Here is a 13,885-nt window from a genome sequence, read left to right as displayed (position 1 = left end):
TCTGTCAGGCCTCACGTTGCTGAACATTCGCCGCTGAAGCAGGAGTGGCTACCGGTTTTAATATGTTGGCTTGTCGCAAATTCGCGAAGACCTGGTCGCGGGCGCCGAACTCCTGCACGGCCCCCTCGTTGAGAAGTAAGACTTTGTTGACCACGCCAAGCAGTGTTGGGCGGTGAGAGATAATGACGGTGGTTTGCCCTTGCGTGCGCAGCGTATTAATGGCCTTCACGAGGGCAAATTCACCGGCATCGTCGAGGTTGGCGTTGGGTTCATCGAGGACGATAAATGCCGGGTTGTTGTAAACCGCACGCGCAAGCCCAATACGCTGGCGCTGCCCGCCGGAGAGTTGATGCCCGCCCGCGCCCAGTGGCGTGTCGTAACCTTGTGGGAGGCGTAAAATCATGTCGTGTACGCCTGCCAGTACCGCGGCTTCGACGATAAGCGTGCTGTCATTGTTGGAAAAGCGGGAGATGTTTTGCGCGATGCTGCCATCAAATAATTCAACATCTTGCGGCAGATAGCCCATAGATGGGCCAAGCAGTTCTTTATCCCACTGGCAAATGTCCGCTCCGTCCAGGCGAACTTTTCCGGATAACGGTTTCCAGACCCCAACCAGAAGTTTGGCGAGCGAAGTTTTGCCGGAAGCCGATGGGCCGATGATACCCAACACTTCGCCTTTTTCGAGTTGGAATGAAATATTACGCAGCAGCGGAGCATGCTGGCCGGGCGCTGCGGCAAAGACACTTTCAACGCTGATATTGCCCTTTGGGCGCGGTAGCGTAAGGACTTCTTTCGCTGCCGGATATTCTTTCAGCAGTGTGGATATCTGGTGCCACGCGCTACGAAACTGCACGAACTGTTTCCAGCTACCAATGATTTGTTCTACCGGGTTCAACACTCGCCCAAGAATAATGGAGGCGGCAATCATTAACCCCGGAGTAATTTGCCCCCCGATCACCAGTAATGCCCCAGCCCCGAGCGCAACGGATTGCAGTAATACCCGCACAAAGCGGCTCAAACTGCTTAAATTCGCGGTTTTGTCGGCAATCTGGGTTTGTAGAATCAATACTTTGCTGTGCTGTTCCTGCCAGTTAAGTTTCAGGGTGGAAAGCATGCCCATGGCTTCAATCGTGTCGGAGTTTTGCAGTTGTTTATTGAGTTTTGTGGCGTTATTGATGGTTAACGCGTGGGCTTGCTGTATAGGGCGTTTAGTTGAGAATTCAGAAACCAGCGTCAGAATAAAGAGTATTAATATCCCGGCCAGAGAGAGGTATCCCAATAGCGGGTGGACAAGAAAGGCCATGAATAAATAAACTGGCGTCCAGGGGATATCCAGTAATGCAAATAAACTATTGCCGGAAAGAAACTGGCGAATTTGATCCAGTTCTGCCAGTGACTGCGCAGGGTTATTTTCGCCAGTGGCGACCTTGCGTTTAAAGGCGGCATTAAAGACTAGCTGGCTTAATTTAACATCCAGACGATTACCGAGTCTTATCATGACGCTGGAACGCGCGGATTCAATCATCGCAATCACGATGTAAATGCCGACAATCAATAACGTTAACATCAGTAAAGTGGTGGTATTTTTGCTGACCAGAACACGGTCATAGACCTGCAACATATAGATTGCCGGCGCCAGCATAAGCATATTAATCACACAACTAAAAAACAGCAGCATAATAAAGGTGGGTTTCGTTCCCTTTAATGCATCCTTCAGTTCTGTTGGCGTATGCTGGCGCGACATGGTATTCCCCTTACGCGATGAGTGAGTTATTGCCGTTGTTAGCGGCAAACGGTGTCGGTATTTCCAGTACAAAATCACCAATATTGACGGTGGTAGAGTTAACGCCGACTAAAGTAATGGTATCCGCGCCGATGGTAACGGTGGTGTTACCACCGCCGCCGCCAATCGCGACGTTGCTGGCAAATGCACTCGACGTAATGCCCAGCAGACTCAAATCGAGGTAATCCTGTCCGCCTGTCGCATTGCTATCGAACCCGCTAATGCGGTCTTGCCCGAAGCTTGCGCTAAAGGCGAAGATGTCATTTCCGGTGCCGCCGTCCATGATGTCATTGCCTGCCTGACCATTGAGTCTGTCGTTGCCTGTGCCGCCGGAAAGGGTATCCACACCCGCGCCGCCGAAGAGAACGTCATCCCCAATCCCGCCTTGCAGATTATCAACACCATCGCCGCCATCGAGGGTGTCATTTCCAGATCCCCCCACCAGTTGGTCGTTTCCTCCCATGCCAGACAGCGTGTCGTTACCGTTGCCACCGGTCATAAGGTTGGCCGTCGCATTCCCGATGCCGACGAAATTGCCCTGGCCGGTGAAGACCAGTTGTTCCACGTTTTCGGTCATGGTGTAACTATTGAGGCTGGTTTCGACGATTTCCGTCCCGCCATTAAGTGCCTCGAGGACGATATCACCCGCGTTATCAACGATGTAGGTGTCATTGCCGTCACCGCCTGCCATGGTGTCGGCACCCTGGCCGCCATCGAGGTCGTCGTCGCCTGCATCACCTTGCAGAGTGTCGTTTCCTGTGCCGCCGGAAAGGGTGTCACTCCCGGTTCCGCCGACTAACAGGTCGTCACCCGCGCCACCATTAAGGGTGTCGTTGCCACCTTCACCGCGCAGAATGTCGCTCCACGCCGTTCCGGTGAGGACGTTACCGGTATTTGTGCCCGTGATGAGGTCGCCAACAGGTTGAGTTGTCGTCGAAGTCAGAACGACAGGCGGGTTGCCTTCATCATCAATGACGGTGACAACGACCTGTATGGTTCTGCCCACCATGGCCTGCGTCGGGGTGTAAGTTGCCGCGGTAGCGCCGACAATGTTGGTGAAACCAGTCCCGTTGCTCATTCTCCATTGGTAGCTAAAGTTACCGCCGCTCAAGCCATCAGCATCCGCGATACCGGAGACTACCGCCGTCAGCATCAGGCTTTCGGTCGGCGTCGCATCGCTGATCACCGGAGCGCCGGTGGTCGGCATATTGCGTGGGACTACCGCCTGAGTTTGGCCCGAAACTAATCTTTCGGCATCACCCATACGGTCGTTGAACGTGGCGACAACGCGTACTGGCGCACCCTGAATCGTGCCCGGTACTCTGAACTCTTCGCCAACGGACTGATCCCGCCATTCGCCGCCAATCAGTGCCTGCCAGGTCAGCGTGATAGCGACGTCGGCGGCCAGCCCGTTACCATCATGCAAATCGGCAATGTTGACGCGCAGAAGATCACCCACCTGAGGCGTTGCGCTACTGACGGAGAGATTGCCCGTGGCCTGTTGCGCCGTGACCCAGAGCTGTTCACCGTTGCCAAACTCCAGTTTTTCGATGTTCAGTAGGCGGTCGATACCATCATCCAGATTCAATGCGGCATCCGGTGTGGCGTGGTCAACTCTGAGGCTGCCGTCCTGCATACGGGTAAAGACATAGTTGCTGCTGATATCTCGATACACTGCGACGTCAGTTTCTGTGCCATCACCTTCACGCAAGATTTCACGCACGATCGCGAGTTGGTCGGGTTTTAAGGTGCCAGCCAGCATGTAAGATTTCAGCTCGTTCATGCTGTCGACACTGGTGATACCCGGCAATCCCGTGACTGCGATGCGCACGTTCAGCCACGCGTCACCATCAATAATGTCATTGCCTGCTTTACCGGTTATGCGGTCGCTGCCGCCGCCGCCCAGTAAAATATCGCTGCCATCATCCGGGTTTAACAACACCGCGTTAGGGTCTGCGGAGTGCGCAACGCCGAGGATGTCCTGAAGCCCGGTGATCCTGTCAGCACCGTCCTGAGTGAGATTATTAGAGAGGGGAGTTCCCAGAACCGGCGCGGTTCCGAGAGGCTGTTCGGTGCCAACTAACACATCGTTATATTTCCATCCCGATAACCCTTCGACCAGGTCGAAACGGTCGCGCAGGATGAACTCCTGTTGGTTGACGAAAATCGGAATGCCGAGGTCAGAGTTCGCGCCGTGCGGGTCGCCTTTGTGGATGGCCCAGTCGAAACCGGCCATGCCATTGTTGCGCTGAATACCCGCCCCCTGAACCATGATGTCGTCGCCCGCTTCGCCATCGTAGTCCGTATCGTTACCCTGGCCGTTGAGCACGTCGTGGCCGACAATGGTGCTGTTGAAGAACAGTTCGGAGTTTTCACCCGTTAACGAGTCAAACCCGTCACCGCCTTCCAGCCAGTCGTCACCTTCGTTGCCAAGCAGGGCGTCAGCGCCCGATCCGCCCAGCACAAAGTCATTGTCCCGGCCAGCAAACACTTCCTGGGCATCTTCGCCGACAACCACGAAATCACTGCCGGTGCCGCCGAAGACCAGGTCGTTACCGTTCCCGGAGAAGATCACGTCATTACCTGCATCACCATGCAGGAAATCGGCATCACCAACCGGTGTTCCGGTGTCGGTAATAATGTCATCGCCGTCACCGCCGTGGACCACATCAGCCTCGTCGCCACCATCAAGGCGGTCGTCGCCACCGTCGCCCCAAAGGCTGTCGATACCTTTACCGCCAATTAGCGTATCGTTCCCGGCGGAACCGCCGAGCACCACATGACCATCTCCGGTGTATTTAAGATATGCGCCGTCAGCCGCGCCATCACCGTCCACATCCTGAGTGGCTGCACGCCGCGTCATCAACGGAGTGAGCAAATCCTTGAGCGGATTTCCCCATTTCGGATCGACTTCTGTTTGCAGCGCCTGGTTTACTTCGAAAATGTGATCCGGGGTCTGGAACAGGTTAGCAGGCAGGTGCGAGGAACCGTTTTCGCCCAGGTCACTGTTGCGCATCACCAGAGCGGAGAACGAATTCGCTTCCAGTTCATTGAGCATATTCATCCCTTGAACACGGCTCAGATAGTAGAAACGGTCGCCGTCTTGCAGCATTTCCATTTGCGTTTCAAAGACGAAGTTGAAGGTCGAACCGAGCATGCCGCCAAACTCGTTTTTGCGCTCCGCAAGGCCGCCAATCCAGAAATCGACCATATTCAGGCCGCTCTCATTTGTCGCCCAGGCGCCGGTGCTGTTGAAGAAATCAAGCGCGTCGGCAGGAGGCGCGTTAACCCCATCGCCGAACAGCAGGAAATTCACCGCATCGCGTTTCCCTTCAATCGTGGAGGCGGCCAGAATCAGCTCGTGTTGGCCATAGGCGGCCATAAAGTTAATGATGGAAGCCGGGTTTTTAAGGTAAGTAGTAAAATCAGACCAACTGGTATAAGGCCGCAGTTCACTGTTTCCGCTTAATTCAAAGAACTGCTCGCGAGCCTGGTTCAGCGTCGGCATTGCCGTATCACGGCCACGGGCAATGTTCAGCGCACCTAAATCCAACGGCAGTCCAATCAGGTTATTACGCAGGGCATCGGTAATAAATTCATCAATTTCGTTACCGACTTGACGCGTCATACCTCGCACAATCGCGCCGATTGCCTGCTCATCCGTGACGTTGGCGCCATTGATTTCATTAAAAGCGACCGGATTGAGGAACGCTTCAATCAGGCCAATATCGCCGTTTTCCATATCAATATCGGTACGGGCGACGGTTTCTGTCAGCATCGAGTGGCCAAAACGGTAAACCACATGCGCGAACTCAGCGAAGATTAGCGGGTTGATATCCGCGCTATTGGAGAAGACAAACGGGTCGACTGCGGGTTGCACCGTGCGGGCGAACTCTTCGAAGACCAGGTGTTGATACTGCATTTCGGTAGTAAAGCGGCCCGCCTGGAATAAGTATTCGCCGTTCCACACCAGGGTACTGGTATCGGCTGGCAGTTCAGTTATCTGGTGCGAAGGCATCAGCCATTGATTGATTAGGCTGATATCACCGGTTTCCAGCAGAGTCGTTTTGTACTCTTCCACCAGGCGGTTGTGTTCGCTGTGGAAGACGGCGTGTACCGCGGTTAGCCCGATGTTTTCGTTACCGCGTCCGTCGCCGGTGATGAAGTGGCGGTCGAGTAATTCGTCATCGTAAGTTCCAGCGGGTTGAGCGCCACCTATCACATCATCGTCATCGGCAACCAGGCCGGCTTTTGGTGCGGCGGTATGGGCAATGTCGTCGAGGAAAGCGTGACCGGTGCGCAGCGTTCCGGCAGGTAAAAAATCACCGTTAGCTTCAACCAGCCCAGCAGTGGTCACAATCTGCACTTTGCCGTTGTCACTTAAGATTAAATTGCCGTAACGGTCGGTGGCCAACAGCGGAACATTAAACACATCCTGATCGGTGAGTTTGATACCGAGCAGAGTTTCAGCCTGGTTTTTGACATCGGCCCAGGTCGCCAGTCCGCCATTCGCACCGCCTAATAAATTGCCGGTGGGTTCAGGCTTGCCATCGATCATGACGTATTCGCGAATGAATATTTGATGTGAAGGGTGGGAAGTATATGTTTGGTTTTGATCGATGAATGGGGTGGTGAGGTTTACCGTTTCATGGTTGGCATCAACTTTTGCCCGGGTTAATACCATGAAGTTGGTCGTTGACCCTTCCACATATAAGGGGTCATCGGGTAGCAACGGAATAAATACAATGCCGTTTCCCTCCTTAGGTATTAAATCCAGACCATGGTCAAAGAATTGCCCGAATAACGTCATCCAGCCGTTAAAAGCAGGGGAGAGTCCCACATCTGGCGACAGGTTAGGAATCGACAAGCTGCCATTTGCCGATGTCGTTCCTCCTCCTGGGGCATCTTGCAGGCCGTTATGCGCGTCGACCGCTGCCGGGTTAGATGCGGTTTGATCCGATATTAAGTTACTGATAATTCGCGGGTCTGCATCAACAACCATCCCACCGAGTTGGGTATAACTGGTCATTGCATCCGCATCTTGCCAGTTTAATGCGGTTAATCTTGGCATATTTTGATCCGCGGCACCGTAGAGTTCCTGGCCCGGCAGAAGGTTATTCCACGAGCCATCGACGGTACGTATCCCGTAAGGAAGCAACGGGCTGGAAACTAAATCGCGAAGGGCATCGCCATTAATACTGCCGTCCGGGTTTGTCGCTGCTTCAGATATTTTTATCTGCTTGAGAATAAAAGCAAGATCGTGCAGCGTGACAGTAAAGTCATATTGTGAGGCCATAAATAATTACCCCTATCTTTACTTTGAACTAGCTATCATCACTCGTTCCTGTCGTTTTCAAAAAAGGCAGGAGAATGAACCGTGTGTATTGAAAGAAATTATCGAGTTGCAATAAAGCAACCTGGGTCCATTTTTATTTAATTTAAATTATGCACTACCTTTTTAGAGTTGTTCTCCTTGCGTAAACCCTTAGCGGAATAAGTTTAATTTCACTCATAAAGATAATTGTTGGTCATTTACAGGCGACCTTAGCCCATTGAATGTGTAGATGCATTCAAGGTAAGGGGCTTTAAATATAAGCGTGCTATTTATTTGCCTGAGGTTTTTATCTCACATGACACTCTGGTTATGTTTCTAACTATGGTTTTTCTTTGTGTTACTTCTCTCATGCTTTTTTATTACCAATAAAATAAATCTGTAACTAATTTGTCATGCTTTATACATAAAATGGGACTTTTATCAGGTACCAGGCCGATATAAAGTGAGTAAATGATAAATAAAATAGCTCTGCGGATTATTTGTTGTGAACCATCTGACTGATAAATATGGATTGTTCTATTGGGGGAGAGGGTGAGTTTAATGCGCCAAATGCATAAAACTCACAAATAAGAAGGGTTCTCATTAGCTATAGAGAGGAGGGCTTATTTTCATTTCTTTACGTTACTATTTAACTTTAAGCCTAAATTACCGTTTTCGGATTTGAGCAATTTAGGCGATAGCAGCGAAAGGTTTAACGTTCAGTTAACCATCAAACGCAGGCATAAATTATCGGGATAGGGTGAAAAGTAGTTTTGCGTCTCCAGGTAACGATCCGGGTAATCGCTCAGATAATGCTTCAACAGGGTCAGCGGCGCGAGGAGTGGCAACAGTCCATCACGGTAATGTAGAATCACATCCCGTAATTCGCCGCGCTGGCGGCTGGTTAACTGATTACGGAAGTAGCCCTGAATGTGCATCAGAACGTTAGTGTGATTTTTGCGCGACGCGGGCGTTTTCAGTATCGCCATTAGTTTTGCGCGATATTCCACGAAGAAACTCTCAAGGTTTTCCCACTCGTGCAAAGAGGCGACGAAAGGCCCAATTTCCCGGTAACCTGGCTGATGATGCGCCAGCAACTGAAGTTTGTAGCGACTGTGGAAGTCCAGCAGCGCGCGGCGAGTGAGGCCATTTTCCCGCAGGGTGTTTAGTTCATGCAAGGCGAAGACGCGCTCGACAAAATTTTCCCGCAGCACCGGGTCGTGCAGACGGCCATCCTCTTCAACGGGCAGCCACGGGTATTTCTCCAGTAGCGCTTGCGTAAAGATGCCAACTCCCTCCTTGCGCCCGCGATTGCCTTTTTCGTCATACAACCGCACGCGCTCCATACCGCAACTCGGTGACTTAGCGCAGACGATAAATCCAGACAAACCACCTTGAGAAGAAAGGTACGAGTCTGCGAAAGCGGTCATTTTGTCCGTAACATCATCGTGAGGTGCATGGCTAAAGCGCATCCGCAATTCCCCTTCGCCGGTCTGTACCAGACGTAGCGCCGGACGCGGAACGGGCAGGCCGATGGCCATCTCCGGGCAGATGGGTTTGAAATTCACCCACTGCGCGAGTCCGTCCATCACAAAGCCCATCCGTTTATGACCGCCGTCAAACCTGACTGTGGAGCCGGTTAAGCATCCGCTGATCCCAATGACTGGTTTAGTGCTCATGAATTTCACCTTGCCTGTGAACAATGTGGTAATCACATTATTAAACTTAGACAAATAATAGTGTTTGTACAAGTTTAGGGGAAGGATTTTAGAGCGCAATGACCTCGAGCGAAGCGATTTGCTGCTGCCAGAGCTCAATCTGATTTTTGCGCGCGGCGGTTAGTTTGCCGCTAGTGACCAGCAGCCATTTTCGATCCGGGAAGATCTCTGGGGCCAGCATGACAGGCGGCACAGGAAGCACGTCGATCCTCTGTCCTTGCCCTGTGCGCTTTAACGCTTCAAGCCAGATTTCGCAAGGGTCGGTAAGGTGCCAGCCGGTGATTAAGTAATTATCGCCCGGCGCTTTTTTATCACCTTCGAGGCAAAATGAGGTGTAGGAGATGATGATGCCGTCGAGGATTTCGCGCAGAGTCATTATCGCGGGAATGTTGGCGGAGACTTTACTTCGCAATGGACGCAGGACTTCCGTGACCAACTCCGGGCGCGGATATTCGCGGCCCGAGTCGTAAATCTGTTGACGCAGAGACTCGATTTTTCCCTCTTTCAGCCGCTGCAACATGCTCTCCTGAAGACTGAGCCAGTTGTTTGTCTGACGTGTTTCAGGCCTTGCCAGCAAGGGTTTAACCTGGCTGACCGGAACGCCTTTTTTTACCCAGTCGAGAATTTTTAACGCCTGCTCGACATCATCATCACTATAAAGACGGTGTCCGCCATCGGTGCGCATCGGCTTGATCAGGCCGTAACGACGCTGCCAGGCGCGGAGTGTGGTGGCGTTTATCCCGCAAAGACGGGCAAATTCACCGATGGAGTAGGGCATAAGTCTCACCTGATAACAGAGAATATTCTCAATATACTACGAATATTACCCCGCTGAATGTAGCGCAGGATGTTTGCACTACACTTTATTTCCAACCGCGTAGATGAAAGGAGTTCCAATGAAGCTATGGCCTGTTGTGACCGGAGTCGCTATCGCACTGACCCTGGTTGCTTGTAAATCTCCCACGCCGCCGAAAGGAGTTGAGCCTATTACTGGGTTTGATGCCAGCCGTTATCTTGGCAAATGGTATGAAATCGCTCGCCTTGAAAACCGTTTCGAACGTGGCCTTGAGCAGGTCACTGCTACTTATGGCAAGCGCAGCGATGGCGCTATTAGCGTGCTCAATCGTGGGTATGATCCGATTAAAAACAAATGGAATGAGAGTGAAGGGAAAGCTTCGTTCACTGGCGCACCAACGACTGCCGCGCTGAAGGTGTCATTCTTCGGGCCGTTTTATGGCGGGTATAACGTGATCAAGCTGGATGATGATTACCAGTACGCGCTGGTTAGCGGTCCGAACCGTGACTATTTATGGATTTTGTCTCGAACGCCAACCATACCGGATGCTGTGAAGCAGGATTACCTGAACACTGCGCGCAATCTGGGATTCAAAGTCGAACAGCTGGTCTGGGTGAAGCAGTAAGAAAGTGCACCGGGTTCTGACGGGCGAAAGATGCCTGAATCGAACCCGGTCATTATTACTGGCAGAATGCGCGTGTATCTAATCTGCGTTTAGCCTTGCTCTGACACCCGGTCGGTATTTTTTTCTATCGCCGCGACATTAGCTTTATTACTGGAATAGATGAAGCAAAGTGCAATTCCCAGGCAAACCACAGCGCCAAGGCGTGTCGCTGAGAAGTGAATGACCTCATTACCTAACCAACCAAAATTGTCAATAAGCATACTCATTGTCAGTTGACCTAAGATAACCGCAACCGTTGCAACAGCCGCACCAATACGCTGAACAGCCAGCACCATAATGACGATATAAGGAACACCACAAAGTGCGCCAAGCAACTGCCATTTCGGCACATCCAACAAGGTGAGGGCGTGCTTCGGTTCGAAGAAGAAAATAAGCAGGGCGGTGACTAGTGCGCCAACGGAGAAAGTCAAAAACGCACTGCGGAACACGCCAACGTTGCTGCCTAACTTTCCATTAATGGCAGCCTGCATGCTAAGGACCGCCCCCCCGATAACTGCCAGAAAAATCATTAATATATTCACAGATTGACCTCAGCCTTTTGCCACAAGAAACAACGCAGCAATAATAAAAATCAGCGCAATAATTCGTTTACTGTCAATTTTGCGATGCGCCGCACCGAACAAGCCGTAGTGGTCAATGACCAGGCTCTTGAAGACTTGTCCTGCCAGAATGCCAATCATCGTCATTGCAATCCCGATAATGGGAACCGCAACGGTCAGGATGACGACATATACCGGGCCCAAAATTCCACCCAACAAAGTCCATGAAGGTTGAGTAAAGAATGAAGGGCTGTTTCGTGGGCTAAAGAACAACATCAGCAAGAATGTCAGCGCCGCGCCGACTCCGAAAATACTGAAAGTGGCCCATAAGTCGCCGACCTCGCCGCCCAGCGGCCCTAATAAACCCGCTTCAACGGATAACCCCATCCCGCCGGCAACGACGAGAAATATAAATAAAAGCTGCATATAACACTCTCCAGTGGCTTAGGTGCAGGATCCTATAGCAGCGGGGAATAATGAAAAACGGTATAATTCAGGAAACACCTTTGCAGGAATCGCGATAATGTACGATCCGAGCGCCATTAATTTCCGCACGCTGATGTTTTTCATCGGTGTGTTTGACGAACAGAGTTTTTCAGCTGTCGCAAGGCGAGAAGGGGTCTCAGCGTCAATGATTTCGCGGGTGATCCTGCAACTTGAGGACACGCTTGGGCAGCAGCTTTTTTATCGTAATACCCGAGCAGTGATCCCCACTGAAGCGGGTCGGTTATTTATTGACTATGCCCGCACTATGACTGACCAGTTGAGTGAAGCGCGTAAGGCGATGCTGGACCGCTCCCTCGAGCCCGCGGGGCTGATACGAATCAATGCACCGGTATTTTTTGGCCAGCGACATATTGCTCCATGGCTTACTGAACTTTCAGCCCGCTATCCGAGGTTGCTGATTGAACTGACGCAGACTGATAACTATATCGATCCACACAGGGACGCGGCAGACGTGATTTTCAGAATTGGCACACTGACGGATTCCTCTTTCCATGCCCGCATATTTGGAACCCAGCATTATCATCTGGCAGCTTCCCCAGGCTATATAGAAAAGTATGGAGAGCCGGAACTCCCAGCCGATCTCATTCATCATAAATGTCTGGTTTATAAAGGATCAGTAGGGCCAAACCGTTGGCTATTCAGGGAGCAAGGCGGCAGTTGGACTCATTATCCTGTTACCGGGTTACTGACATCCAATAATGCGGAATCTTTGCTGACCAGCGCGCTGGGTGGTATGGGATTGGTTCTTTTCCCGGACTGGCTCATTGGCGACAGTCTTAAAAATAGTGATCTTGTCAGAGTCATGGAGGGATTCGAAGCCGCGATTAATCCAGAGCCGCAGCATATCGCCGCCATTTATCCCAACACGAGACGACCGCCATTAAACGTACGGGCGGTCATTGATTACTTTGTGGAAGTTTACGGCACGCCGCTTTACTGGCAGCTTGATTGATAATAGTTATATAGAAAGCGAAGTAAAATCCGATTACTCATCATAAGTTTTTAGTAGGCAATACGGAACTGTGGACGGCTGCCAGTCAGCTATGTCAGTTCCGTTTGTTAAACCATGATGACATGGAAATCTGGCAAATGGTGAGGTGAGTTAGGCTGGTGAGTTCTGAGATGGTATCGGGTTTGTATCCTGATATTTTATTTAACATAATATACATTATGCGCACCAAGATTGTAGAGGCTCTATGATAATGTCTATTTGTGGCTCATTAGGAATGTCCAGGCTATAGTTCTCAGACCTGTATGGAATGTAAGAAAAAAGCGAGTAAAATGAGTCGGATACTGTAGCCACTTTACCCCGACCCACTCAGCGGTGAAAGTGGATTTTGACCCAGTTCTCATGCTAAGAGAACTCTTTTTGAGGATGCACATGGCAATTGCAAATATTTTTTCAAAAAGGCAGAAAAAACTACGTGGCGAAATTAACGATGTTTATCAATATGATGATATTCCGCGCCCATTTAGAGTTCAGATACTTCAAATAATTAAAGAATCAATCGGTTCTCCTGCACCTAAAAGCATGTATGGACGTACAGGAAATGCTGCCGATGAAGTTTACAAATATATTCATGAAACCCTTTCCAAAGAATACGGTGTGTTTTCATTAAAAGACTACGCCGAAAATGATTTCGTTGCTTTAGCTGATTTTTTCTTAAAAGAGCCTGATGCTGAACGATGCTTAGATTTGATAGAACTAAGTTGTAGGATTTTGGAGTTTCATGTTTCAGAAAAATCATATGAATTCAATGCATTGACAAGCCAGTCACCTTCAGAAGCCATCTCCGAGTTGAATGAGAGATTTAAAGAGAATGGAGTTGGTTACCAATATGAATCAGGTGAAGTCATAAGAGTTGACTCTCAATTACTTCATTCTGAAGTAGTAAAACCAACCCTTCTTCTTTTAGGTGGAGACCCCATTTTTGAAGGGGCAAACAATGAGTTTCTGTCGGCTCATGAACATTACAGACACAAGCGATTTAAAGAGTGCTTGAATGATTGTCTGAAATCATTTGAAAGTTTGATGAAAGCGATTCATGACAAACATGAGTGGCAATATAATACGAATGACACAGCGTCAAAGCTAATAAATAGTTGCTTGGCTCATGATTTAATTCCAAGCTATCTTCAAAGCCAATTTACAAGCCTGAAGACGATGCTTGAAACGGGTGTTCCAACTATAAGAAACAAGAACTCAGGTCATGGCCAAGGATCTGATATAAAAGATGTTCCTGAATATATGGCAAGCTATATGCTACATTTGACTGCTACAAATTTGCTCTTCCTTGGCAGGTGTGAGCAAGAAATTAGCTAATGGCAATATGTAAAAAAGGTCGTGACGGAAGAAATAACCGAACCGACCTTTTTAGTTTATGGACATTTCTAACGAGCCAGTGATTAGACATTTTTACTGAGCTTTGACAAAGATTGTCAGGGCAAAGCGTTATTGTCGTATCTGGGCAATTCTCAGATGTCGTCCATGAACTAAGCTTGATGCTCACAGTTTCAGTTCAGGATGCGAATACTTATGTTGG

The 13,885-nt window shown here is 50.1% G+C and carries 9 protein-coding genes; 3 read left to right on the top strand and 6 right to left on the bottom strand.

What is annotated here, in order from left to right; translation table 11 throughout:
- Positions 1-4: 4 nt before the first annotated feature.
- The 4 genes from AC0IWZ_RS09795 to AC0IWZ_RS09780 form a co-directional block, all read right to left on the bottom strand.
- Positions 5-1,744 carry a type I secretion system permease/ATPase gene (locus AC0IWZ_RS09795; RefSeq protein ID WP_471677442.1) on the bottom strand — a complete coding sequence of 580 codons (1,740 nt, stop codon included), beginning with the start codon at positions 1,742-1,744 and terminating at the stop codon, positions 5-7.
- A gap of 10 nt (positions 1,745-1,754) precedes the next feature.
- Positions 1,755-7,079, bottom strand: coding sequence for a peroxidase family protein (locus AC0IWZ_RS09790; protein ID WP_471677443.1), 5,325 nt, complete (start codon positions 7,077-7,079; stop codon positions 1,755-1,757).
- A gap of 737 nt (positions 7,080-7,816) precedes the next feature.
- Entirely contained in the window at positions 7,817-8,776 is a 960-nt protein-coding gene (locus AC0IWZ_RS09785; protein WP_034495374.1) for a YbgA family protein, read from the bottom strand.
- An 88-nt stretch (positions 8,777-8,864) separates the two neighbouring features.
- Positions 8,865-9,593, bottom strand: coding sequence for a MerR family transcriptional regulator (locus AC0IWZ_RS09780; RefSeq protein WP_034495372.1), 729 nt, complete (start codon positions 9,591-9,593; stop codon positions 8,865-8,867).
- Between the two features lie 118 nt (positions 9,594-9,711).
- Between AC0IWZ_RS09780 and AC0IWZ_RS09775 the strand changes: the two genes are divergently transcribed.
- The gene (locus AC0IWZ_RS09775) at positions 9,712-10,236 is read left to right on the top strand and encodes a lipocalin family protein (protein ID WP_034495371.1); all 525 of its coding nucleotides are present in this window, start codon (positions 9,712-9,714) and stop codon (positions 10,234-10,236) included.
- 89 nt (positions 10,237-10,325) lie between these two features.
- Here the strand turns inward: AC0IWZ_RS09775 and AC0IWZ_RS09770 are convergent, their stop codons facing one another.
- Together AC0IWZ_RS09770 and AC0IWZ_RS09765 are read right to left on the bottom strand one after the other, a co-directional pair.
- Positions 10,326-10,817, bottom strand: a complete 492-nt coding sequence (locus AC0IWZ_RS09770; protein WP_034495369.1) for a DMT family transporter — start codon at positions 10,815-10,817, stop codon at positions 10,326-10,328.
- A 9-nt stretch (positions 10,818-10,826) separates the two neighbouring features.
- Entirely contained in the window at positions 10,827-11,261 is a 435-nt protein-coding gene (locus AC0IWZ_RS09765; protein ID WP_471677444.1) for a DMT family transporter, read from the bottom strand.
- 97 nt (positions 11,262-11,358) lie between these two features.
- Here AC0IWZ_RS09765 and AC0IWZ_RS09760 point away from each other — a divergent pair, with 97 nt between their 5' ends.
- The gene (locus tag AC0IWZ_RS09760; protein ID WP_471679067.1) at positions 11,359-12,294 is read left to right on the top strand and encodes a LysR family transcriptional regulator; all 936 of its coding nucleotides are present in this window, start codon (positions 11,359-11,361) and stop codon (positions 12,292-12,294) included.
- Positions 12,295-12,723: 429 nt separating this feature from the next.
- On the top strand, positions 12,724-13,665 hold the full coding sequence (locus tag AC0IWZ_RS09755; protein ID WP_471677445.1) for an STM4504/CBY_0614 family protein: 942 nt from the start codon (positions 12,724-12,726) through the stop codon (positions 13,663-13,665).
- Positions 13,666-13,885 lie beyond the last annotated feature (220 nt).

Source organism: Buttiauxella sp. AC142, from assembly GCF_979253435.1.
Note: the sequence above shows the minus strand (reverse complement) of the source record. Positions and strands in the feature narration are given on the sequence as shown.